Raw genomic sequence first — 24,062 nt, forward strand, 5'->3', positions numbered from 1 at the left:
CAGCAACATTGCCACGGCGTAGCGTCGCGAGGGATGTGTCAGTACTGCGGGTGCCGCGACATGCCCTTGATCCGGGAGTACATCGCCGAGCACGCCCACGTCCTCAACCTGGGCGGCGAGGCCGTCCGGCGCATCGACCGCGGCGACCTCGACACAGCGCGACAACTTCTGGCGCAGCTGGCCGAGGAGCTGAGCACCCACTGGCGTGGCGAGGAGAACGGCCTGTTCGAGGCCCTCTTGCGCGAGGAGCTGTTCGCCGAGCACATCGAGCCCCTCATTCGCGAGCACCGTGAACTCGCCATCCTTCTCGCCTCCGTGGACCTGACCCGCGAAGCCGATCAGCAAGCCATCTGCGACGCCGTCGAGGACCTCTGGGAGCACACTCGCAAGGAAGAGGACGGGATCTTCCCGGCGTCGATCACCGAATTGGACGGCGACGACTGGGACGCCGCGATCGCGGCGTGGCACGAGGCCCATCCCGGCCAGGAGATGGTCAAGTGGGGCGTGTGACGAACGCCGGTCCCTAAGGTGGAGGAATGACCGCAGCACAACGGGAACGCGCCGCCCTCGTCGAGACCATGCGCGAGGTCGGACCCGACGCCCCCACCCTGTGTGGGGGCTGGACCACCCGGGACCTCGCCGCGCACCTGGTGGTACGCGAGCGCAGGCTCGACGCCACCCCGGGGATCATGCTCCCCGCGCTGGCCGCATACACCGACAAAGTGCAACGGCAGACCGCGCAGACCGACTGGGAGGAACTGCTCGACAAGGTCGCCTCCGGCCCGCCGCTGTACTCGCCGTTCAAACTACTCGACCCGGTGGCCAACATGGGCGAGATGTACATCCATCACGAAGACGTCCGGCGCGCGCAATCCGGTTGGGAGCCAAGGCCTCTGGACGACAGCACAGTCAACGCCCTGACGCGTTCGCTGCCGCTGATGGCGAAGATGACGCTGGCAAAGGCGCCGGCGCGGATGACGCTGAAGACACCGCAGGGCAAGGTGCTGGCCACGGTCGGAAAGGATCAACCACTGACCATCGTCGGCGAAGCGCAGGAACTGCTGCTTTTCATCTCCGGTCGCGACGAAGTGCGCTTGGACTTCGACGGCGACCCGGCGACCGTCGAGGCGGTGCGCCAAAACCGTCGCGGCCTGTGATCCGTCGGTCGTATCTAAGCTAGCGTCTGTGAGCGCATCGGTGGATTTCCGGGTTTTCGTCGAACCGCAGCAGGGCGGGTCGTACGCCGACCAGCTCGCCGTCGCGCGAGCCGCCGAAGATCTGGGATTCTCCGCGTTCTTCCGATCCGATCACTACCTGGCGATGAGCGGTGACGGCCTGCCGGGCCCGACCGACTCCTGGGTCACGCTGGCGGGTATCGCGCGCGAGACCTCCAAGATCCGCCTGGGAACGATGGTGACCTCCGCGACCTTCCGATATCCGGGCCCACTGGCGATATCGGTCGCCCAGGTCGACGAGATGAGCGGGGGCCGAGTGGAATTCGGCCTCGGCGCGGGCTGGTTCGAGGCCGAACACCAGGCGTACGCGATCCCGTTCCCGTCGCTTGGCGAACGATTCGACCGGCTCACCGAACAGCTCGAGATCATCACCGGTCTGTGGACGACGCCCCAGGGTGAGACGTTCGGCTACTCCGGCCGGCACTACACCGTCGTCGACTCTCCCGGCCTGCCCAAACCCGCGCAGTCACCGCACCCGCCGGTGATCATCGGCGGCCAGGGCGCCAAGCGGACGCCGGCGCTCGCGGCGAAATACGCCACCGAATTCAATGTCCCGTTCGTAGGACTGGACACGGTCAAGACCCAGTTCGAGCGCGTCGCTGCGGCCGTTTCCGATGCCAGGCGTTCCGCCGATTCGATGACGTACTCCGCGGCGTTCGTGCTGTGCGCCGGCCGCGACGACGGCGAGATCGCCCGCAGGGCGGCCGCGATCGGCCGCGAGGTCGACGAATTGCGGAGCAACTCCCCGACGGTCGGAACGGCAACCGAGATCGCCGACAAGCTGGGACCTTTCCTCCAGGCCGGCGTGCAACGGGTATACCTGCAGGTTCTCGATATGTCAGACCTCGCCCACCTGGAGTTCGTCGCCCGCGAGGTGCTTCCGCAGTTTCGCTGAGCGGGCACACGCGGGCCCGCGGCCCTACGATCAGTGGCCGTGCCCGGCGGCAACAGCAACGACCACGACCGCGGTGAAGACCCGCCGCAGCAGCCCTGGTACAACCGCACGCCGGAAGTCGTCGGCGCGAGCCTGCTCGGCCTGGTCGCGATCGGGCTCCTGGTGTTGGCGGTCTCCTTCGTTGCCGGCCGGTCCAGCGCGCCGCCGCAGGCCCCGCTGAACTACGTGGAGCCGACGTTCACCCCGACCGAGACCCAGACGGCCACCACCGCGACTACCGGAACGGTCACCAGCACCAGCCCTCCCGAGACGACGGAGATCAACGACCCGCCGCCCTCGGAAACGACGACTTCCGGCAGCGAGACGACCTCGAGCAGTGAGACGACGACAAGCAGCGAGCGGCCGCCCACCAGCGAGGCTGACGAGGACGACACGGAGACCACGACCCGCACGACGCGCCGACCCCGGACGAATGTGACGCGCACGCTCTATCCGTACCCCTGAGCGCCTACTATCGGTGGCCGTGGCGCGATACGGACCTCCCGACCCGAACCATCCGGACAACGAACCGACGGCGTACATCAATTACGGCGACGGCGGCCCCGGCGTGCCGCCCGAGGAGCCGGTGCCCTGGTACCGCAAGCCCGCTGCGCTGGTCGCGTTCGGCGCGATCGGTGCCCTGCTCGTCGCCCTGATCGTGTGGGGCCTGGCCAGTCTGATCAGCGGTAATGACTCCACTACCGAACCCGCGTCGCTGACGCCGCTGACGACGACGGCGCGGACCACCGCACCCGCCACCACGACAGCCTCTCCCCAGACCGTGACCGAGACCATCACCGCGCCACCGGTGGCGCCCACCACCACGGAGCCGACCACCACAACGACCACCACGACGACCACTCCGCCGCCGACGACGACGATCATCACCACCGAAACCGAGACGGAAACGGTGACCGAGACGGTGACGGAGACGCCGGCTCCATAGTCGGTGCCGCGCAAAGGGCCGGGTCAAGCTGCCGCTGCGCCGACTTCTCGGTTATCCGCCGCTTCGCCGAGAGATTTGCGATGATCGCTTCGGAAATTGACGGCGCAGGAGATATCGGGGGATGGCCAGTCCGTCCAGTGAGATCGCCGATCGGTGTGGGTCGTGTGGCCATGACCTCCGCGCCGGAGCGCGCTTCTGCGACGCCTGCGGAGCTCGGGCTGCCCCGCAGCAGCCCGTCGGTGAACGCAAGCAAGTAACGGTGCTGTTTGCCGACGTTGTCGCCTCGATGCAACTCGCGGCGCGGCTCGATGCCGAGCGCCTGCAAGAGATCATGCATGAGCTGTTCAACCGCGCTGGGGCGGTGGTGCAGCGCTACCAGGGAACCGTCGACAAGTTCACCGGCGACGGCTTGATGGCATTGTTCGGCGCTCCAAGGGCTCTCGAAGATCACGCACTGCGGGCCTGCATCGCAGCGCTTGAGATCCAGTCGGCAGCCCGAGAGCTCGCGACGGAAGTGCGAAACCGGGACGGCGTCGCACTGCGTCTGCGTGTCGGCCTGAATTCCGGTGATGTCATCGCAGGTGAAGTCGGTTCGGGCCCAGGCAGTTACACGGCAATCGGTCGTCCCGTCGGAATGGCTCAACGAATGGAGGCAGCCGCTGCGCCGGACACCGTGCTGTGTTCGTTGTCGACGGCCCAGCTCGTTGAAGACGCAGTGCGGCTCGGCCCGCTTCGTGACATCGCGGTCAAAGGCAGCGACAGGTTTGCGTCGGCGCGAGAACTTCTCGGCGTCGAATCCGACCAGGCTGTATTGGGCCGCAACGAAGGACTGATGCTTGGGCGGGACACGGAGCTGGATCAACTACGGAACCTGTTCGCGGCGCGACGTGGATCACTTGTCGGGATAGTCGGTGGCCCCGGCCTCGGGAAAAGCCGGCTCATCCGGGAATTCGGCGCGGCAGCGGCCAACGAAGGCGCCCGAGTGGTAGTAGCTCGTTGCGAAGCACACACCACACAGCTCGCGTTCCGTGCAGTGGCGCGGTTGCTGCGCGCCATGTTCGGTGTCGAGACGCAAAGCGACGACGCCGCGCGTCAGCACACGCTGGCGGCCTGCGCGGGCCTGGAGCCCGACTCGACCGATGCACAGATCCTGTTCGATACCTTGGGTATCGCCGACTCTGATGCTCCCACGGTAGATGTCGGCGTCGACGGCAGGCGCCGGCGCTTGGTCGGGGTGATGGGACGGGCCGTGCGGGCGCATCCGACAGGATTCCTGTTCATTCTCGACGACGCACACTGGATCGACGAACCCAGCGACGCCGTCCTCGCTGATTTCGCTGCCACGCTCGCCCCGACGACGTCGATGTTCGTGACGACCTACCGTCCCGAGTTCGGAGGAGCGTTACATCGCCATTCTCAGCACGAGCTGACACTGAAGCCGCTGACGAACTCAAAGTCGTTGGAGCTGCTAGGCCAGCTTCTGGGCGCTGACCCGTCGCTTGTGGGTGTCGCCGAGCGGATCGCCGAAGCAGCGGCCGGCTATCCCTTCTTCATCGAGGAGATCGTTCGCGATCTCGCCGGTCGCGGGGCGCTGACTGGAAACCGGGGCAGCTATCGATTAATCGCGGATATCGGTGAAATATCCGTTCCCGCGACCGTCCAGGCCGTGCTCGCGGCTCGTATCGACCGCTTGTCCGCCGACGCCAAGGCGATTCTGAATTCGGCGGCCGTGATCGGTGGCCGGTTCGACGTCGACACCCTCCGGGTACTGCGCACGGATGCGCTATCACCGGGCTTGGCTGAGCTGGTGGCTGCCGAAATGATCGACCAGACGGAATTCGTTCCGCGGCAACGCTATTGTTTCCACCATCCGTTGGTACGCGCGGTTGCCTACGACTCGCAGCTGAGCGCAACCCGCTGCCGAGCGCATCGTCGCCTCGCAGCCGCCATCGAAGCACGCGACCCAAGTGCCGCCGACGAGAATGCGGCACTGATCGCGACTCATCTCGAAGCGGCTGGCGATCTCTCGATCGCGTATCAGTGGCATATGCGAGCGTCGGAATGGCTTCGGCCGCGGGATCTGGCAGCGGCACGGATGGGATGGGAGAACGCACGTCGCATCGCAGATCGACTGCCCGAATACGACAATGACGTCATAGCAATGCGGGTCGCGCCTCGGACAATGCTGATGTCGACTCTACTGTACGTCGGCGATGTCTCGGATACTGACAAGCGGTATGAAGAGTTCCGTGATCTGGCGATAACGGCGGGCGACCTGAAGTCGCTCGCTCTCGGCACAGCCGGGCGGATGTTCTCCCTGACTGTCAACGACTTCCGCGTCTCTGATGCAGCGGCGATGTTGCCGCATCTGGATGCGTTAGCAGCCAGTATCGAGCTCGATGCAGAAACGCGCGGAATCATATTGAACGCAATAGCCTTTGCCCGATTCGCAAGCTGCGAGTTCGACGCTGCCCTGCAGACAGCCACCGCCATCTCCAACCTCATACCGGACGCGCCGGCCGTTGAAGTCGCCCCTGCCGTAGCACTTCGCGGGGTCATCGAGGCGTGTCTTGGTGAGTCCAAGATGGGCCGATGGCATCTCGAAGAAGGGTATCGACAAGCGCGCTCGCTGCCGACCATAAACTATGCGGCGGTGCAGGTTTATTGGGCGGTCATGGTGACGCTCGGCCTCTGCGAGGCAGCTCATTTGGTCCGTAGCACACATGATGCGCTCAGTCGCGCGAAGGCGTTCGGGGATGCCTGCGGCATCGTCATCGCGCAATGGACGTACGGCACGGTATTGCTGCGCGCGGGCGAGGAACACCGCAGGAAGGCAATAGATGCGCTCCGCGAAGCGCGGGCGGGCATCAACAAGTACAGGGTCGGGGTAGTCGGATTGACCACGATCGGCCGAGATCTCGCCATGGATGCCGCGGGTCGCGGGAAACTAGACCAAGCGATCAGTGAGCTCCGAGTTGTCCGCACGCAAAGCAAAGGGTGTTCACCGGTTTTCGGCGTAGTCGCGAAGGAAGCTCTAGTCGAGCTCCTGATCGAGCGAGGAACAGCGGACGACCTCGCGGAGGCACATCGAATCGTCGCGCAGTGGTACGACGAACGCCCCGGTGCGCCTGCTCTCGATTTGTGGTGGATGAAGTCGCGCACCCTACTGGCGAAGGTCGAAGATCGCTCGGCTGACTTTGTGGATCTCGCGGACCGGTACCTCGAGTTGTGCGAAACGTTAGACGCACGAGGCAGACTGGGAGAAGCACACCGGTTAGCGAGCGAATCGACTACGCAAGCCGGGATGGTGTGAGATATGGCCACGATCTTGGCATACACATCCCCGGCGCTGGGGCACATGATTCCGATCAGCGCACTCTGCATCGAGTTGTCGCACCGCGGCCACACCATCCATCTCCGCACGCTGTCCAGCGCGGTCCACATGGCAACACGTCTGGGTTTCGACAGCGCCCCCATCGACCCCCTCATCGAGAGCATCCCGCTCGGCGACGGCGACACGACCGATCCTCGCCGAGCCCTGCAGGTCGGTGTCGCAGCCTTCGGTCGACGCGCCGCGCATGAAGTGACCGATCTCGCCGCCGCGATCGATGGCGTCACGCCCGATGCGCTACTGATCGATGTGAACTGTTGGGGGGCGCGCTCGGCAGCCGAGGCCGGTGAAATCCCATGGGCATGCTTCTCGCCGTACACACCGCCTCTGCGGTCCCGCGGAGTGCCGCCCTTCGGGTTAGGCCTCAAACCTATGCAAGGAATCGTCGGCCGGGCCCGTGATTCGGTGATAGAAGCCGTAGTCACTAAATCGATCGAGAAGATGATGCTGCCGTCGATCAACTGCGTCCGTGCCGATGTAGGCCTACCACCGGTGACGACGACCGATGAGTACCTGCGTCGGACACCGCTGATGTTTGTCGCCTCTGGCAAGCCGTTTCAATACGCGCAGACCGATTGGGGCGATGCGGTCCACATGATCGGACCCTGCACACTGGATCCCAGTTGCGATACCACCACCGACTGGCTGGCCGAGGTCGACCGACCGCTCATCCTGGTGACGACTTCTTCCGAACCGCAGGCCGATGCAGGACTCGTCTCGACGGCGGTGGCTGCGTTGGCCGATGAACCGGTGCACGTGGTCGCCACTGTCCCGACCGGCCCGTCGGAGAAGGCGACGCCGTCGCCTAATGCACGGTGTGCGGGGTGATACCGCACGAAGCCGTATTGTGCCGTGCGGTGTGCGCGATCACCCACGGTGGGATGGGTGCGACGCAAAAGGCGCTTGTCCACGGTGTACCGGTGTGTGTTGTGCCTTTCGCGCGTGACCAGTTCGAGGTGGCGCGCCGCGTCGAGGTCGCCGGGTGCGGTACCCGACTGCCCGCGAAGAAATTATCAGCGCCGCGATTGCGGACGAAAGTACTGAAGGCGCAGGCCATGGCTGAAGGCGCCAAACGGGTCGCGGCGGGATTCGCTGCCACCGGTGGCACCGCCCGAGGCGCTGATTTGTTCGAACAGCGCGTGCTCCGCATTCACCCTCGAGCACGCGGTTGTTGAGCGGGTTTCTCGCGATCTGCGTACACCATCCGTACCTTTCGGACAAAGCGACGACCTGAGCTCAAGCCCGGTGCTCGCCTGATTGGCCGCTCACCGTCCGCGCGCGGCGTACCCGGCCACCAAGGCCTCTGCGCTGCGGACCGCCGCCCGGCACGCCCTGGTGGTGAACGGGTCGTTCAACGGATGCTCCGCGCGCCTGCGCCAGCGCTGTGCGGCCGCGAACGCCGCGCGCGGCCCGTCGTACGGGTTGTCCGGCTGCAGTCCGAGCCTGCTGGCCGCGTCGGTACCCGAACCGCCGATCATCCGGCGCAGCGAGGCCATCTCGTCGTCGTTCAAGGTCGTTGGCCGCGAACGTAACTGGCTCAGTAACCGGAGCTCTTCGAACGCGTGCGTGTCCGCGAGCAGCGGGTCGATATCGGCCAGTATGTAGGGCGTCGCGTAGATCGGGTTTGCCTGCACGAACTGCCGTAGCGCCAGCAACGCGGTGTGCGCCTTGAGCAGATCCGACCGCTGCCCGAACTGCTGATCGATGACCTCCCGCAACGCCACCAGTCCGCTGCGCTCCAACAATTCGTCGGCCAGCGCCACCGAATCGCTGACACCGGCTCGCAGCACCGCGATCGAAATGCGGATCCCGAACATGCCGAACCGGTCCAGCAGGGCCGCCCGCGTCGCCGCATCCACCGGCAACTGGCTGTCGTCGCGGACGAAGCGGTCCACCGACAGCATCGCCTTGGTCAGCTCGGCGGCGTCCACCCCCGCCAACTTCTCCAGAGCGACGAACTCGCTCTGCCGCAGCGTCCGTGCCGTCAACGCCAGCAGGCCCGACACCGGAACCACCGCCTGACACGTTCCGGTTCGCTCCATCTCGGCGGTGAACCGCGTCGCGACGTCCTTGGCCGACAGCATCGCATCGATGCGTCCTGCCCCGATCTCGTCGGCGCGAGAGGCCACCCCGATCACGCCCAACGCGCCCGCCGAACCGCCGACCAGCTCGCCGATCTGCTTGAGCAGCGCGATATCGGCGGCGTTCAGCGTCCGCAACAGGAAAACGACCGCGTCGACCCTTGGCACCCCGTCCTCGGGTACGAGCAGGCGCAGGGTGCGCTCCGAGACGTCGCGGGACAACGACGACGTCCCCGGAGTGTCGATGATCGTGGTGTCGATCAGCTCGGCGGCCGGCCACTCCACATCAAGGTCGACGATGTCCTCGGGGTCGAGCGTGGCGAAGTCGAACGTCAGCCCGCCCTCGTGTGGATCGCGCCCGATCGGCACGTTGGACCGCCTGCCGCCGCGATGATTCGCGGTCACCTTCGGTGTGGGACCGTGCCGGAACCACGTCACGATCCGGGTGGCCTCGGTGGCGTCGGTCGGCGCAATGTCCTCGCCCACAAGCGCATTCACCAATGTAGACTTGCCCGCCTTGAGCGTGCCGGCCAGCGCGATCCGGATCGGCTGGTTGAGCCGACCGCCGATGCGCTCGAGCTCGTTGTGCACATCGGGGCGATGAGCATAAGCAGGATCGGCCTGGTACGCCTGGATGGTTCCACCCAGGATCGCGCGCACCTGGTCGCTCGTGCTCATCTCGCGCTGCCCACCAATGCTCCTGGCTGCTCTCCGGCGTTCGGCGATGGCCAAGAGTCCAGCTTATGCACCGCCGCGGCTACGTGGTCCCGACGGGTTCAGGCACGGATTCGGGTGGCATCAGTTTGGTGGCGTGCTCGGTGACCTGATTGAGGATGTTCAGCTGGCGCTCGAGTTCCTTGATCCGGCCGCTGCGTTCGGCCTCCTGCACCTGCGCGGCGGCGATCGTCGCCTGCAGCGACTCGTTGAGTGATCGAGAGGTTTGGTTGGCGATGCCGCGGTAGTGGTCGCGCAGCTGCCGCTGGATCGCCTTGAGCCGGTCGCGCGATTCCTTGCCCACGGCGAACTGCGTGTCGTCAAGGAAGCGGCGGGTATTGGTCTTGGCCTCGTTGCGGACCCGCAGCATCCGGTTCTCCATGTTCTCGCGGTACGCCGTGCGCCCCATCAGCAGACCCGCCCCCAGGGAGATCGGGTTGAACATGCCCAGACCCGCGAACGACGTCATCATCCCGAACATCAGGACGCCGCCGTAGGAGCCCTGCATCCCCATGGTCAGCTTGCGCCCCGCACGGACCGGCTTGGCCTCCAGCTTGCCCACAGATTTCATCTCCCCGAGGCTGGCGCCCATCCGGCTGGGGTCGAGCTGGGGCATGCTGACCGCGTCGAGGCCCGCCTCGACGAACGTACGCGCGACCTCTGCGGCCAGCGCCTCGGCCCGTTGGTACGCCCAGACGAAGTTGTCGCCGACGGCCGTGGCGACCGCGTTCTCGAGTTCAGCTCCGATTTCGGCCCAGTGATGCGTCGGGTCGCAGGTGTCGATGACCTTCTCGATGTGTTGGCCGATGACGCGGAACCGCCCGCGCAGGTCGTGGTCGACGTCGGCGGTCAGATCGGCTATCCCGTCGTTGAGCACCTGCTGCCACAATGCTGTCTGCTGCAACGCATCCTGGGCCTCCTGCTTGCGCCGTTCGAGGTCCGCCTTGAGCCGATCGCGCGTGTCGGGGTCGTTGAGTGCGGACAACTCGGCCTCGACCTTGAGCGTCAAATGTTCGGCAGCCGAATAGATCTCGTAGACGATGTGATCGCGGATCCGGCCGCTCTGCAGCGCCAGCACCTGCTCGCTGAGGAACTTCACGATGGCCGGGAAGTTCGACTCTTCGTTGAGTTCCTTGTCGTTGAGCGCAATCGCGTGGCTGCGCAGCAGCGAGGAGGCCGGGATCATCGGGACGTTGACACCCGCGCGTTGCAGGTGCGCCTTGTTGGCCTCGACGATCTGACGCCAATGCGGGTAGAGATCGGTCTTGGTCGCGACTATCGTTGCGACAGAGCAGATCTCGAAGGCCTGTCGCATGAACGTCATCTCAGGCTCAGTGAACTCCTGGCTGGTGTCACTGCACATCAGCAAGGCATCGGCGTCGGGCAGCAGGCCCAGCGTCGCCGACAGATGAGGTTGACCGTGCCCGCCGACGCCCGGGGTGTCGACGAACGCGAGCCCGTTCTTGAGCAGCGGGCTGGCCGCGGTCACCTCGACCCGGATCACCTCACGCCCGTGGGCTTGCGGCGCCCGGCGCAGATCGTTTTTGATGTCGGCCATCGAGATCTCGACGGCCTCGGGTTCCTCACCCTCGCCGCGCGCCACGATCAGCTTGGCGGCGGCGGTCTCGCCATAGGTCACCACGGTCGGCAGCACCGTGCTCTCGTCGTCACCGACCCGCGAGACAGGAACGTTCAGCAGCGAGTTCAACAGCTGGCTCTTGCCTTGTTTGAGCTGTCCGGCGATCACCACCCGGATCTGCGGGTCGGTGATGCGGTCCTTGGCCTTGGCCAACCGCTCGACCAGATCAGCGCGATCGTTGGCGTCGGCGATCCTGCTGGTGTGGTCGATCAGCTCGACGATGACCCTTGTTTGTTTGGCCGGCTCGCCGGCCGAAGTCTGTTTGGCCGGCTCGCCGGCCTTTGTTTGTCTGGGCGGTCGTGCGTCGTTGCCTTGGGTCATGAAGTCCTCGCGTCCGGGTGGGCCGGTGAGTCAACGGTAGACGTGCCGACTGGCGGGGATCGTGATTGATCCCCGCCAGTGGCGTTGTGTGGTTGGGCTCAGAACAGGCCGGTGTCGACGGTGGTGCTCACATCGACATCGGTGTTGACCTGACCGGAGTTGTCAGTCGAATTGTCCTGTCCGGAGTTGTCGACCGAGTTGTCGACCGAGTTGTCCACCGAGTTGTCCTCGATGCTCGACCCGCCCGAGATGCCGCCGGTCACACTGCCGTCGATATCGCCCACATTGGTCTGGTTGCCATCGACATTGGTGGTGGTCGTGTCGTTGTCGTTGATCACTATCCCGCCACCGGAACCGCCGGCCCCACCGGTGGCGTTGCCGCCGTCGTTGCCGACCCCGATCAGGCCGCCGCCGCCGTCACCGCCCGAGGCACTGCCACCGCTGCCACCGCTCATGTCGACGTCGTTGATCACCGGGCCCTCGTTGTCGGAGATGATGTCGCCGCCGGCGGTCTGGTCTCCGCTGTCGTCGATCTCGTTGTCCTCGCCGATGTTGACGTTGGAGTCCTCGATGTCACCGGTGTTGACGTTTTCGTTGTCATCGCCGACGACGTTGCCGTCACCCTCGACGTTGGTGGCATCGATATCGCCTGCGGTGCCGGTGTTGACCACCCCGCCGTCGGTGGCGGTGTTGGTGGTCTTGTCACCGAAGGTGATGTCACCGAACTCCAGCCCGAAGTTACCGATACCCTGCTGCTGGTCCTCACCGGCGTGGTTGAGCGTGTTGGTCTCCGGGCTCAAGAACCGGGTGTCGTTGTGGCTGAGGGTGTCGTTGTTGGACAACACCTCGGTCTGCCGCTGCGGGGCGAACGCGATCCCGTGCGTCTGGGCCACCGCCTGCTGCAGCCCCACCACCGGATCACCACCCCCATGCACCACCGCCGCAGGCGCCACGGTGGCCGCCACGGCCTGCACCTGGGCGGCCGAGACATTGCCGAAGCCGGCCTGGTGTAGTTCGCGGTCGGGGTCCGCCACGAACGCGGCGGCGGAGACAGGGTCGCGGAACAGGTTCAGAAACCAGTCGATGAGGTTCATGTCGGATCCTTTCGAAAATGTTGGTCTTGGTCTGGTCGCCGGGCTGTCCGGCGAGCTGAGAACCACGTTATGGCTGTCGCGACGCCCCTGAAACGGGGTCGCGGCCCCTCCCTGCACAGCACCGTCCCGGGATCGGACTAGGGCTTCGGTTAGGGGATTAGGGGATGGCTCGGGGGGTCGGCCGAAAGGTCTGCATTCTCGAGCCGAAACGACAAAAAATGCGCGGCCCCTCGAGGGGCCGCGCATTCCGTGGATTCAGGTTTGTCAGTCGAAGATGTCGAATCCGCCCGCGTCGATGTCGAGCTGCTGCACATCGGCGAGCGCGTCGCTGAAGTCGTCGCTGGTTACAACGTCGTCGACGATGTCCTCGATCACCGGCTGCTCCAACTGCAACGCGGTGTCGTCGGTGTCGGCGACGCTCGGGACATCCGGCTCGGCGAGTTCAGGCACCCCCGGATCGGAGATCATCGCGGCGGACACGTCGTCCACCACATCGGCGGGCACGTGATCGCCGAACGCGTCGAAGGCGGCGGTGGCCGCTCCGCTGCTCCAGACGTTGCCTGCCGCTTCGGCGATACCGCCGTCCAGCGCGGTCGGAACGGTCGTCGGAAGCGCCGACATCGACTCCGACACCACCGGGATCAGGGCGTGGACATCGGCACTGGTCACGTTCGTCAGATTGGCGTCGAGAATGGCTTGATTCGGATCGGCGGCGAAACGCGCGGCTGCGTCGGGATCACGCACCACCGACATGACGAAGTCGAGTAACTCGTTGGCCATGAAACACCCTCCCTCCCTCGAACAGATATTGGTGGCTAGAGACAAGGCCTAGCCGAGTGGCCTGCCACGATGCTATCGACGGTTACCGCCGCGGTGATCGGTGCAAAACCCACCTGCTCGGCCCGGTCGTTAGGGGATGCGGTGTTAGGGGATTTCCTCCCACTAGGGGCAGCTCCCGTGTCCGAAGACGTTGAGCCGCTATCGTGATGAACGGCCGAATGTAGAGGTGGAGATGAGCGACTCACTCGGGTTGTCGATCGGTTCGACCAATTTGGTGGCGGCCCGAATCGGCCGTCCCCCGGTCATGCGCCGATCGATACTCACCGTATTCGACGATCGCGCGCCGGAGGTCGGTGTACCCGCCGAAAACCCCAACCTCAACCAACCCGGCATGGTGCTGAGCGGTTTCGTCGAACGCGTCGGCGACCCGGTGCCGTTGGTCGCCGCCGATGGCTCACCTCATCGCGGAGAGCGGGTGCTGGTCGAAGCGCTCGACGCCATGGCGCGCACGGTCGGCGCTGGGACCCCTGTCGTGATCGCGGTGCCCGCGCACTGGGGGGCGGCGACCACGGGCGCGCTGCGAGGCGCCCTGCGGGCGGCGCCGGGCCTGGCCCCCGACGGGGTGCCGCCTGCGCTGGTGCCCGATTCGGCGGCCGCGCTCGCCGCACTGCAGGCCGCGCCGGGGTTGCCGTCGAGCGGTGTCGTGGTGCTGTGCGATTTCGGCGGCAGTGGAACCAGCATCAGCCTGGCCGACGCGTCAGCCGGCTACGGCCCGATCGGCGAGACCGTCCGCTACGCGGACTTCTCCGGCGACCAGATCGACCAGCTTCTGCTCAACCACGTCGTAGCGGGCATCGCGGCGGCCAACGACGCCGATCCTGCGGGCACCGCCGCCGTCAGTTCTCTGGCCCGGCTGCGCAACGAGGCCCGCGTGGCCAAGGAACAACTGTCGGCCGACACCGCCGCGGTCGTGCACGCCGACCTGCCGGGCTTCAACTCCGACGTGCGCGTCACCCGCACCGAGCTCGAGCAGCTGATCAGCGAGCCGGTCGACGGGGTGCTCAACGCCGTCCAGGAAGCGTTGCAGCGCAACAATATTGCTCCGGCAAATGTTTCGGCCGTCGCGACCGTCGGCGGCGGGGCGAACATCCCGCTGATCACCCAGCAGCTGTCGACCCGGCTGCGTGCGCCGGTCATCACCACTCCGCAGTCCCAACTCAACGTCGCCGCGGGCGCCGCGCTGATCGCCGACGCCGCCGAGGCCGCCACCGGGATGGCCGCCGTCGCCCCCGATGCCCCGACCGGGATGGCGCCGACGAGCATGTCCGCCGCCGCGTGGGCCGCCGGAGCCGCAGGCGTCGCAGCTGCCGAGTCGGCCTCCGACGGCGCAGGCTCGGCGACGTTCCGCGCCCTGGCGTGGTCGCAGGACGACTCGCCCGTCGACGAGCCGATCCCCTACGCCGGTGAGGATTACACGTTCGAAGCGGGCGGAACCGGCGCTCGGCCCGCGATGGAATTCGCCCACGAGGAAGAGCAGTACGAACCGGAACCCGAACCGCTGCCGTGGTACCGCAGGCCGGTGGTGCTGTTCGGCGCGGCGGCCGCGGCCGCACTGTTGGCCGCCGGTGGACTCGCCGTCACGCTGACGAGTACCACCGGTGACAGCACGCCGGTCACCGAGACCGCGACAACCTTCGAGTCGGGACCGTCGCCCGAGACGACGACTTCGGTTGCACCACAGACGGTTACCGTCACCGGAACGGATGGGCGCCCGACCACCAGCGTGGTCCCGCCACCCCCGCCACCGGAGACGACGACGACCACGACGTCACCCACCACCACAACCACGACGACGACGACCACTACGACGACGACTACCCAACCCACCACCACGACCACGCGTCCCACGACCACGCAGCCGACGACCACCCAGCCGCCGACGACCACCGACCCGCCCACCACATCGGTCGAACCGGAGCCGGACATCCCCGTTCCGGACGCGCCATAGACCGATGACCGCGTCGGACCCGCGGACCGAGATCCCGCCGCCCGCACGCGAGGCGGTCGCAGGGCTGGCGGCCGCGCCGACCGAGCCGGTCAAACTGCTCGTGTCGGGCGGCATCGGCACCGGTAAGAGCTCGGTGCTGGCCGCCGTCCGAACCGTGCTTCGGGCCGCGGGCGTACCGGTGCTCACCCGCATACCGCGCGCTGACGACGATCCAGCGGCCGCGATCGTCATTGACGATGCCCACCTGCTGGACGACCGCGAACTCGACCAGCTCGCGCGACGAGTGTCGGATCTGCCCTCGACCCTCGTGGCCAGCAGCGAGCCGATCGCGCACCGCCCGGCGATGCGTGCGCTGTTCACGGCGATCGAACGCGAGAACCCGATCGTCAGCCTGGGACCACTGACCCCGGCGGACGTGGCAAGCCTCGTCACCGGAAAGCTCGGCGGCGCACCGCCGTCCGACATGGTGCGATCCCTGGTCGTGGCGACGGCGGGCCTGCCGTTCCTGCTGCAGCCGGCGATCGCGGCCGTCACCGAACTGCAGGACGCGGCACCGGCCACCGCGGTCCTGCAGGCGGTGACGTACGCGTTGACCGAACGGCTGCGCCGCCTCGACGACGCGACGCTCGACACCCTTCTGGTCACCTCGCTGAGCAGAGACCTCGGCCCCGACGACGTCGCTGCGGCTTTGCGCCTGGACGCCGAGCGGGCTTACGCGGTGGTCGATCGCGCCCGCGCCACCGGTCTCGTCGAGCCGTCCTACAGCCGGGCCTTTCTGCGCTCACTGCACCGATGTGTCGCTCAGATCCTCGGCGCCGCGCGTCATCACGACACGGAGATCTCGCTTCTGGTGTCGCAACTCGAATCATCCACGCTCTCACCTGAATTGGCGCTCCAGATGGCCGAACACGGTCTGCGCGACGATCGGCTGGCGACCGCTCTGGCCGACATGGCCGCCCGTAGTCGCAGCCAACCGGCAAGGGCGGCAAGGCTTTACCGCGCCGCCGTCGATGCGGGGGCGACCACGCTGAGTCCGCGGCTGGCCGACGCGCTGGCGCTGACCGGCGACTGCGTCACCGCGGGTCGGCTCACCGATCAACTGCTCAGCTCCGACGATGCGGCCGAGAGGGCTGCCGCGGTAAGGATCGCCGCCAGCGTCGCCCTGCACGACGGCAGCGCAGCACAGGCCGCTGACCTGTTCCGTTGGCTGGGCCCATATCCGGACGCGTTCGTCAGCGCGGCGGGCGCCGTGGTGTCACTCGCCGCAGGCGACCTGTCGGCCGCTCGGACGGCGTTGTCCGCCGAGAGTGCCGGCCCGCCCACCTCCACCGCCCGCGCCGCGCACAGCCTCGCCGAGGGCCTGTTGATGTCGTTGGACGCCCCATACCCCGCAGCCGTCTCCCGGCTGGGGCAGGCGATCACCGCGGACCAGCCCGCGGACGGCGTGGCCCCCGACACCCCCGCGGCGCTGGTAACGCTGGCCGCCGTGCACGGAGGCGATCCGGTCCGGGCCCGCAGCGTGATCGCCCGTGCGGTGCGCGCCAGTCTCGAAGACGGTACGGAGGCGGCGCTTTTCGTCGCACGCAGACACCGACTGCTGCTGGGCTGGGTGCGGATGCAGGACGGACAATTGCCCGCGGCGACATCTGACGTGGCGATCGCGTGCGCGGACGCCGACACCTCCCCGCTCCACCGCCGCGACGCGTTGTGGGCGGCCGCGCTGCAGACGGCGATCGCGCGCCGCAGCGGCGACACCGGCGCCATGCAGAAGCACTGGTACGCGGCGGTCGAGGTGCTCGCCGAGTACTCGATGGACCTCTTCTCCCTACTGCCGCTCGGTGAATTGTGGGTGGCCGCTTCCCGGATGCGTCAGATCGACCGGCTGCAGCACACCCTCGACGAGGCCTTCGCGCTGCTCGGCTCGCTCGGTGAGCCCGTGTTGTGGTCGACTCCTCTGCACTGGGCCGGTGTGCACGCGGGCATCCTCGCCAACGCCCCGGACGCCGTCGCCCCGCACGGCCAGGCGCTGACTGCCGCGGCCACGCACAGCACCTTCGCCAAGACGCTGGCCACTGCGGGCCGCACCTGGTTGCGGGTACTGGCCAATCACGTCGACACCGACGAGGTCACGACAGCAGCGCGGCTGCTCGCGCAGGTGGGCCTCACCTGGGACGCGACCCGGCTGGCCGGTCAGGCCGCGCTGCAAACCCCCGATGGCCGGGTGTCGGGCGCGATGCTGCAGCTCGCGCGCGACCTGAAGCAGACCGTCGCACCCGACGACGCACCCGGATCCGATCAGCTCGCGGCGCCGGAGACGGCCCGGACCGGCTCAGCGCGTCCCGCTTCGTCTCGGCTGTCCGACCGCGAGCGCGAGGTCGCCGAACTTTTGCTTCTCGGCATGCCCTACCGCGACATCGGAGCACAGCTGTTCATCTCGGCGAAGACCGTCGAACACCACGTCGCCCGGATCCGCCGCCGTCTCGGCGCCGAATCCCGCTCCGAGATGTTGTCGATGCTGCGGGCCATGTTGTCTCCGCAGTCGTGATCCCCCAACGCACCGTCATCCCCTAACGGCAATCCCCTAACCACCGTGTACGACGACGGGTCCGGCACCGGATTCGCACGCCTGAGGACAGCCATAGCGTCATGCCATGTTCAATCACCAGGCAACCCCGGACCGGCCGCTGGGTGTTTCGGTCGGCGCGACCTACCTCGCCGCGACCCGTGACGGACACGCCGCGGTGATCCGGCCCTCCGAGCTCACGCTGCACGGGCAGCGCCTCACCGGGTTCGTCGACCGCATCGGTGACCCGGTTCCGCTCATCGCCTCCGACGGCTCCGCCCATCGCCCCGAGCAACTGCTCGCCGAGGCGCTGCGCACGCTCACGCAGTCGGCCGAGGACATCACGGTCGCCGTACCCGCGCACTGGCGTCCGTCGGTCGCCGACTCCTTGCGCCACGCCCTGGGTGGCGACGTGCCGGTGGTGTCGGACGCGACCGCCGCTTTGGCCGCGCTGAACGCCGACCCCGGGCTCCCCACTCGCGGCGTCGTCGTGCTCTGCGACTTCGGTGGCAGCGGCACCAACATCACGCTCGTCAACGCGTCCTCGGGCCACGCGGTGGTCGGCGAGACCGTCCGATTCGCCGATCTTTCCGGCGATCTGGTGGATCAGGCGGTGATGACACAAGTGATGACGTCGCTGCCCGCTGACGCCGACCCGTCCGGAACGGCTGTCGTCGGTTCGCTGGCGCGGCTACGCGACGAGTGTCGCGCTGCCAAGGAGCGGTTGTCGGCCCACACCGCGACGGCCGTTTCCGTCGCTCTGCCCGGGCACCACGCAGACCTCAGGGTCACCCGCGCCGAGCTCGAGGGGCTCATCCGGCGCCCGGTTACGGATTTCCTTGCCGCAGTGGACGAAACGCTCGAACGCTACGGGGTTCCGGCCGCCGCGGTCTCGGCGGTGGCGACCGTCGGCGGCGGCGCACGCATCCCCCTGCTCACGCAGAAGCTGTCCGAACACCTGCGGGTACCGGTGGTGACCACCGCGCAGCCGCAGCTGGCCGCCGCCGTCGGAACCGCTCTGATCGCCCAGCGCCGGCGCGTCGTCGACCCGCAGACCACTCTCGCGCCCGCCGGGGTCGAGGAAGCCACCGTCCGGGTCGACGCCGGACTGTCGTCGAACACTTTCGGCGCGCTGGCCTGGTCCGAGGACGACCAGCAGGATGCGCCCCTGCCCTTCACCGATTCGCGCCCCGAACTTCACTTCGAGCATGAGCAGTGGCAGGAGGAGGCGACACCGCGTCGTTCCCCGCTCGTCCTGTTCAGCCTCGCCGCGGCCGCCGCGGTGGTCACGACGGCCCTGTTCGGCTTCACGCAGTTGCGCGGTGACACCGCCACCCCGGTCGAGGCGGCGACCGTCCTCAGTCCCGCGGCCACGCCGCCCTTCCCGCCTGCGGCGCCGGCTCCCACTCCAGTACCCCCGGCGCCGCAGGCCCCTCAACTCACCACGGTCGTCGTGCAACCCGCGCAGCGATCGTCCACACCCCAGCACCGCAGCCCGCGCCCAGCGCCGGCCGCCCAGACGGCGCCCGCAGCACCGCCCTGGACACCCACGCCACCGACGAGCGCTCATCCGTCACCGGTACACGAGACCCCGCCGTCCAACCCTGAACCGCCGGCCAACCCTGAGCCGCCGGCCGATCCGCAGACCCCTCCGGTGGTCGACCCTCCACCGATCGATCCGGGGCCCGGCGCAGGCTCCACAGATGGCGCCCCATCCCCTGATGGTGATCCCGTCGACCCGGGTTCGAGCGACGAGCAAACGGGTACCGACACCGTGCCCGGCGAGTCCAGCCCGACCGACGGTGCGTAGTTAGGACAACCTTCGTAGCGGTGTTTCCCTTGGAGATGCAACTATGACTCCCGGGCTTGAGCAGGCCTGAGTTAAGTTACCCGCCGGTAACTTACGATAAGTTACCCTTGGGTAACTTGAGAATGGGAGGCGCGCGGTGGATACGCAGATGCTGATCAGGCTCGTCGTCGGGCTAGGGCTGACTGCCCTTGTTCTGGTCTTCGCCGCCAAACGCGTGCTGTGGCTGACATCGTTGATCCGCTCCGGGGCGCCCACCAGCCCGGAGAACAACCGCAAGGACAACCTCGGCAAGCGCATCACCACCCAGATCGAAGAGGTCTTCGGGCAAACCCGACTGCTCAAGTGGTCCCTGCCCGGCCTCGCCCACTTCTTCACGATGTGGGGCTTCTTCATCCTCGCGTCGGTCTACCTCGAGGCCTACGGCCTGCTCTTCGACCACGATTTCCACATCCCGATCATCGGCCGGTGGGACGTTCTGGGCTTCCTGCAGGACTTCTTCGCCGTCGCGGTGCTGCTCGGCATCATCACGTTCGCGATCATCCGGGTGAGGCAGGAGCCCAAACAGCACGGCCGTGACTCGCGGTTCTACGGATCGCACACCGGCGGCGCCTGGCTGATCCTGTTCATGATCTTCAACGTCATCTGGACCTACGCGCTGGTGCGCGGCGCCGCGGTCAACACGGACGCCCTTCCCTACGGCAACGGCGCGTTCTTCTCCCAGTTCATGGGGTGGCTGATGAGCCCGCTGGGCTACACCGCCAACTCGTGGATCGAGACCATCGCGCTGTTGGCGCACATCGCGGTGATGCTGGTGTTCCTGCTGATCGTGCTGCACTCCAAGCACCTGCACATCGGGCTGGCGCCGATCAACGTCACGTTCAAGCGGCTGCCCGACGGCCTCGGCCCGCTGCTGCCCGTCGAGTACGAGGGCAAGGAGATCGACTTCGAGGATCCGCCGGAGGACGCGGTGCTGGGCCGCGGCAAGATCGAGGACTTCACGTGGAAGGCCTACCTCGACATGACCACATGCACCGAGTGCGGTCGGTGCCAGTCGCAGTGCCCGGCGTGGAACACGGGTAAGCCGCTGTCGCCCAAGCTCGTGATCATGAACCTGCGCGACCACCTGTTCGCCAAGGCGCCCTACGTCCTCGGTGACAAGGAAACGCCGCTGGAGAACACCCCCGAGGGCGGCCTCGGCGAGGAACTGCGCGGGGAGAAGAAATCCGAGGAGCATTCGCACGAGCACGTTCCCGAGTCCGGCTTCGAGCGGATCCTGGGGTCGGGCCCCGAGCAGGCCACCAGGCCGCTGGTGGGCACCGAGGAACAGGGCGGCGTGATCGACCCCGACGTGCTGTGGTCCTGCACGACCTGCGGCGCCTGCGTCGAGCAGTGCCCGGTCGACATCGAGCACATCGACCACATCGTCGACATGCGCCGCTACCAGGTGATGATGGAGTCCGAGTTCCCGGGTGAGCTCGGCGTGCTGTTCAAGAACCTGGAGACCAAGGGCAACCCGTGGGGTCAGAACGCCAAGGACCGCACGAACTGGATCGACGAGGTCGACTTCGACGTGCCGGTGTACGGCAAGGACGTGGAGTCGTTCGACGGCTACGAGTACCTGTTCTGGGTGGGCTGCGCAGGCGCCTACGAGGACCGCGCGAAGAAGACCACCAAGGCCGTGGCCGAACTGCTGGCCGCCGCCGGCGTGAAGTACCTGGTGCTCGGCGAGGGCGAGACCTGCAACGGCGACTCGGCCCGCCGCTCGGGCAACGAGTTCCTGTTCCAGCAGCTGGCCGCGCAGAACGTGGAGACGCTCAACGAGCTGTTCGAGGGCGTGGAGCGGGTGGATCGCAAGATCGTCGTCACCTGCCCGCACTGCTTCAACACGCTGGGCCGCGAATATCCACAGGTCGGCGGCAACTTCACGGTGCTACACCACACGCAGCTGCTGAACCGGCTGGTGCGCGACAAGAAGCTGATCCCGGTGACGCCCGCAGATGGCGGAACGGACATCACCTACCACGATCCGTGTTACCTGGGCCGGCACAACAAGGAGTACTCCGCGCCGCGTGAGCTGATCGGGGCGTCCGGCGCGAAGCTGACCGAAATGCCTCGGCATGCCGACCGCGGCCTGTGCTGCGGCGCCGGCGGCGCGCGGATGTGGATGGAAGAACACATCGGCAAGCGCGTCAACACCGAGCGCACCGAGGAGGCCATGGACACCGCCTCGACCATTGCGACCGGCTGCCCGTTCTGCCGCGTGATGATCACCGATGGTGTCGACGAGGTCTCGGCCGCCCGCGAGGTGGAGAAGGCCGAGGTGCTCGACGTGGCCCAGCTGCTGCTTGGTTCGCTGGACAAGAGCACCATCACGCTGCCGGAGAAGGGCACCGCGGCTAAGGAGGCCGAGGAGCGCGCAGCCAGGCTGGCCGCCGAAGCGCCGGTGGAGGAAGCGCCCGCCGAGGCGGAGGAAGAGGCGCAGGCCGAACCGGAGGCCAAGGTGGAGGCCGCCACGGCCACCGAAACCAAACCCGTCAAGGGCCTCGGAATCGCCGGCGGCGCCAAGCGCCCAGGCGCCAAGAAGACCGCCGCTCCCGCGGGTGACAAGCCTGCGGCCGATGAAAAGCCCGCTGCCGCAGCGGCACCCGCGAAGGGCCTCGGCATCGCCGCGGGCGCCAAGCGGCCCGGCGCCAAGAAGGCCGCACCCACCGCGCAGGCAGCGCCCGCGGAGCCGGAAGCCCAGTCCGAATCAACAGCGGCGGCCAATCCGGAGCCCGAGGTCAAGGGTCTCGGCATTGCGGCAGGCGCCAAGCGGCCCGGGGCGAAAAAGAAGACCCAGGCCGCGTCCCCCAACGAGGGGGAGGCGACCGTCACCCAACCGCCGAACGTCGATCCGGACAAGGCGGAGCCGGGAGCCAAGACCGACACCGCCGACTCGGATCGGGGTCTGGACTCCAAGCCCGAGCCTGAGGTCAAGGGCCTCGGCATCGCCCCTGGCGCACGCCGGCCCGGGCCCAAGAAGTCGGCCGCGCCGGCACAGCCGCCGGCCGAGCCGAAACCCGCTGCCGCACAACCGGAGCCCAGGGACAGCGCCGACTCCGATGGCGAATCCGGTGCTGTCCCTGAGCCTTCCGGCGGGGATAACGAAGACAAGCCCGAACCACCTCCGGTAAAGGGCCTCGGTATCGCCAGAGGCGCTCGTCCCCCAGGCAAACGTTGAGCCGTTGACCGGCGATTTTGGTTAATCGCTGGACAAAAGTGAGACCATGAACGACGTGACCACCCACCACGTGCCGATCCACGCCGCAGGACACGGACCGAGGCAGCGCACGTTCACGCAGTCGTCGAAGCTGCAGGACGTCCTGTACGAGATCCGCGGTCCGGTGCACGAGCACGCGTCACGCCTGGAGGCCGAGGGGCATCGCATCCTCAAGCTGAACATCGGCAACCCCGCGCCGTTCGGGTTCGAAGCACCGGACGTGATCATGCGCGACATCATCTCCGCCCTGCCGTATGCCCAGGGCTACTCCGATTCCAAGGGCATCATGCCCGCGCGGCGCGCGGTGTTCACCCGCTACGAACTCGTCGACGGGTTCCCGCGATTCGACGTCGACGATGTGTACCTCGGCAACGGCGCGTCCGAGTTGATCCAGATGACGTTGCAGGCGTTGCTCGACAACGGGGATCAGGTGCTGATTCCGGCGCCCGACTATCCGCTGTGGACCGCGTGCACCTCACTGGCGGGTGGCACCCCGGTGCACTACCTGTGCGACGAGACACAGGGCTGGATGCCCGACATCGCCGACCTGGAATCCAAGATCACCGAGCGCACGAAGGCGATCGTCGTGATCAATCCGAACAACCCGACCGGGGCGGTGTATACGCGCGAAATCCTTACCCAGATCGCAGATCTGGCGCGCAAGCACGAGCTGTTGCTGTTGTCCGACGAGATCTACGACAAGATTCTCTACGACGACAGCGAGCACATCGCGACTGCATCGGTGGCGCCCGATGTGCTGACTCTGACCTTCAACGGCTTGTCGAAGGCGTACCGGGTCGCGGGCTATCGGGCGGGTTGGCTGGTGATCACCGGGCCGAAGGAAAACGCCACCAGCTTCATCGAGGGCATCAGCCTGCTCGCGAACATGCGACTGTGCCCGAACGTTCCTGCACAGCATGCGATCCAGGTCGCACTCGGTGGCCATCAAAGTATCGAGGAGCTGGTACTGCCCGGGGGTCGCCTGCTGGAGCAGCGCGACGTGGCCTGGCAGATGCTCAACGAGATCCCCGGGGTGTCCTGCGTGAAACCGCAAGGGGCGCTGTATGCGTTCCCCCGCCTGGACCCCGAGGTCTACGACATCGTCGACGACGAGCAGCTGGTCCTGGATCTACTGCTGCAGGAGAAGATCCTGGTGACGCAGGGCACCGGGTTCAATTGGCCGACACCGGATCACCTGCGCATCGTGACGCTGCCGTGGGCCCGCGAGCTGTCCAATGCCATCGAACGGCTGGGCAACTTCCTGGTCAGTTACCGGCAGTAGCGCTC

The 24,062-nt window shown here is 67.1% G+C and carries 15 protein-coding genes and 1 pseudogene; 12 read left to right on the plus strand and 4 right to left on the minus strand.

Annotation, left to right across the window (positions count from 1 at the left end; all coding sequences use genetic code 11):
• Positions 1-60 precede the first annotated feature (60 nt).
• The 7 genes and pseudogenes from AAHH99_RS14270 (at position 61) to AAHH99_RS14300 (ending at position 7,681) form a co-directional block, all read left to right on the plus strand.
• Positions 61-510 (plus strand): hemerythrin domain-containing protein, encoded by a 450-nt coding sequence (locus AAHH99_RS14270; protein ID WP_418769185.1) that lies wholly within the window; start codon positions 61-63, stop codon positions 508-510.
• A 26-nt stretch (positions 511-536) separates the two neighbouring features.
• A complete protein-coding gene (locus AAHH99_RS14275; RefSeq protein WP_418769186.1) occupies positions 537-1,157 on the plus strand; it encodes a TIGR03085 family metal-binding protein in 621 nt (206 codons plus the stop codon).
• 40 nt (positions 1,158-1,197) lie between these two features.
• Complete coding sequence (locus tag AAHH99_RS14280; protein ID WP_418769634.1) at positions 1,198-2,130, plus strand: LLM class F420-dependent oxidoreductase; 933 nt, start codon at positions 1,198-1,200, stop codon at positions 2,128-2,130.
• 39 nt (positions 2,131-2,169) lie between these two features.
• Positions 2,170-2,634, plus strand: coding sequence for a hypothetical protein (locus tag AAHH99_RS14285; RefSeq protein WP_418769187.1), 465 nt, complete (start codon positions 2,170-2,172; stop codon positions 2,632-2,634).
• Positions 2,635-2,653: 19 nt separating this feature from the next.
• Positions 2,654-3,115: a hypothetical protein gene (locus AAHH99_RS14290; protein ID WP_418769188.1), complete on the plus strand. Its 462-nt coding sequence runs from the start codon at positions 2,654-2,656 to the stop codon at positions 3,113-3,115.
• A 121-nt stretch (positions 3,116-3,236) separates the two neighbouring features.
• On the plus strand, positions 3,237-6,428 hold the full coding sequence (locus AAHH99_RS14295; RefSeq protein WP_418769189.1) for an adenylate/guanylate cyclase domain-containing protein: 3,192 nt from the start codon (positions 3,237-3,239) through the stop codon (positions 6,426-6,428).
• A 3-nt stretch (positions 6,429-6,431) separates the two neighbouring features.
• Positions 6,432-7,681: pseudogene (locus AAHH99_RS14300) on the plus strand (glycosyltransferase).
• A gap of 90 nt (positions 7,682-7,771) precedes the next feature.
• On the opposite strand, the gene AAHH99_RS14305 reads toward AAHH99_RS14300, so the two are convergent.
• The 4 genes from AAHH99_RS14305 to AAHH99_RS14320 all read right to left on the minus strand — a co-directional run bounded on the left by AAHH99_RS14305 (position 7,772) and on the right by AAHH99_RS14320 (position 13,135).
• On the minus strand, positions 7,772-9,265 hold the full coding sequence (locus AAHH99_RS14305; RefSeq protein WP_418769190.1) for a dynamin family protein: 1,494 nt from the start codon (positions 9,263-9,265) through the stop codon (positions 7,772-7,774).
• A gap of 79 nt (positions 9,266-9,344) precedes the next feature.
• Complete coding sequence (locus AAHH99_RS14310) at positions 9,345-11,261, minus strand: dynamin family protein (RefSeq protein WP_418769191.1); 1,917 nt, start codon at positions 11,259-11,261, stop codon at positions 9,345-9,347.
• Between the two features lie 98 nt (positions 11,262-11,359).
• Positions 11,360-12,355: an IniB N-terminal domain-containing protein gene (locus tag AAHH99_RS14315; protein WP_418769192.1), complete on the minus strand. Its 996-nt coding sequence runs from the start codon at positions 12,353-12,355 to the stop codon at positions 11,360-11,362.
• Between the two features lie 264 nt (positions 12,356-12,619).
• On the minus strand, positions 12,620-13,135 hold the full coding sequence (locus tag AAHH99_RS14320; protein WP_418769193.1) for an Rv0340 family IniB-related protein: 516 nt from the start codon (positions 13,133-13,135) through the stop codon (positions 12,620-12,622).
• Between the two features lie 232 nt (positions 13,136-13,367).
• Here AAHH99_RS14320 and AAHH99_RS14325 point away from each other — a divergent pair, with 232 nt between their 5' ends.
• From AAHH99_RS14325 to AAHH99_RS14345, 5 genes are all read left to right on the plus strand, one after another.
• A complete protein-coding gene (locus AAHH99_RS14325; protein WP_418769194.1) occupies positions 13,368-15,143 on the plus strand; it encodes an Hsp70 family protein in 1,776 nt (591 codons plus the stop codon).
• Positions 15,144-15,147: 4 nt separating this feature from the next.
• Positions 15,148-17,688, plus strand: coding sequence for an isoniazid response ATPase/transcriptional regulator IniR (gene iniR / locus AAHH99_RS14330; protein ID WP_418769195.1), 2,541 nt, complete (start codon positions 15,148-15,150; stop codon positions 17,686-17,688).
• A gap of 106 nt (positions 17,689-17,794) precedes the next feature.
• Complete coding sequence (locus AAHH99_RS14335) at positions 17,795-19,516, plus strand: Hsp70 family protein (RefSeq protein ID WP_418769196.1); 1,722 nt, start codon at positions 17,795-17,797, stop codon at positions 19,514-19,516.
• Positions 19,517-19,652: 136 nt separating this feature from the next.
• Positions 19,653-22,736: a 4Fe-4S dicluster domain-containing protein gene (locus AAHH99_RS14340; protein ID WP_418769197.1), complete on the plus strand. Its 3,084-nt coding sequence runs from the start codon at positions 19,653-19,655 to the stop codon at positions 22,734-22,736.
• 46 nt (positions 22,737-22,782) lie between these two features.
• Positions 22,783-24,057 (plus strand): pyridoxal phosphate-dependent aminotransferase, encoded by a 1,275-nt coding sequence (locus AAHH99_RS14345; RefSeq protein WP_068202016.1) that lies wholly within the window; start codon positions 22,783-22,785, stop codon positions 24,055-24,057.
• Positions 24,058-24,062: the final 5 nt, after the last annotated feature.

The organism is Mycobacterium neumannii (assembly GCF_048452905.1).
GTDB classification, from domain to species: Bacteria; Actinomycetota; Actinomycetes; order Mycobacteriales; family Mycobacteriaceae; genus Mycobacterium; species Mycobacterium neumannii_B.

Coding starts and splice junctions, on each gene's coding strand:
- AAHH99_RS14270 (WP_418769185.1), top strand. CDS start 61: ATGCCCTTGATCCGGGAGTACATCGCCGAGCACGCCCACGTCCTCAAC.
- AAHH99_RS14275 (WP_418769186.1), top strand. CDS start 537: ATGACCGCAGCACAACGGGAACGCGCCGCCCTCGTCGAGACCATGCGC.
- AAHH99_RS14295 (WP_418769189.1), top strand. CDS start 3,237: ATGGCCAGTCCGTCCAGTGAGATCGCCGATCGGTGTGGGTCGTGTGGC.
- AAHH99_RS14305 (WP_418769190.1), bottom strand. CDS start 9,265: ATGAGCACGAGCGACCAGGTGCGCGCGATCCTGGGTGGAACCATCCAG.
- AAHH99_RS14310 (WP_418769191.1), bottom strand. CDS start 11,261: ATGACCCAAGGCAACGACGCACGACCGCCCAGACAAACAAAGGCCGGC.
- AAHH99_RS14315 (WP_418769192.1), bottom strand. CDS start 12,355: ATGAACCTCATCGACTGGTTTCTGAACCTGTTCCGCGACCCTGTCTCC.
- AAHH99_RS14320 (WP_418769193.1), bottom strand. CDS start 13,135: ATGGCCAACGAGTTACTCGACTTCGTCATGTCGGTGGTGCGTGATCCC.
- AAHH99_RS14325 (WP_418769194.1), top strand. CDS start 13,368: ATGAGCGACTCACTCGGGTTGTCGATCGGTTCGACCAATTTGGTGGCG.
- iniR (WP_418769195.1), top strand. CDS start 15,148: ATGACCGCGTCGGACCCGCGGACCGAGATCCCGCCGCCCGCACGCGAG.
- AAHH99_RS14335 (WP_418769196.1), top strand. CDS start 17,795: ATGTTCAATCACCAGGCAACCCCGGACCGGCCGCTGGGTGTTTCGGTC.
- AAHH99_RS14345 (WP_068202016.1), top strand. CDS start 22,783: ATGAACGACGTGACCACCCACCACGTGCCGATCCACGCCGCAGGACAC.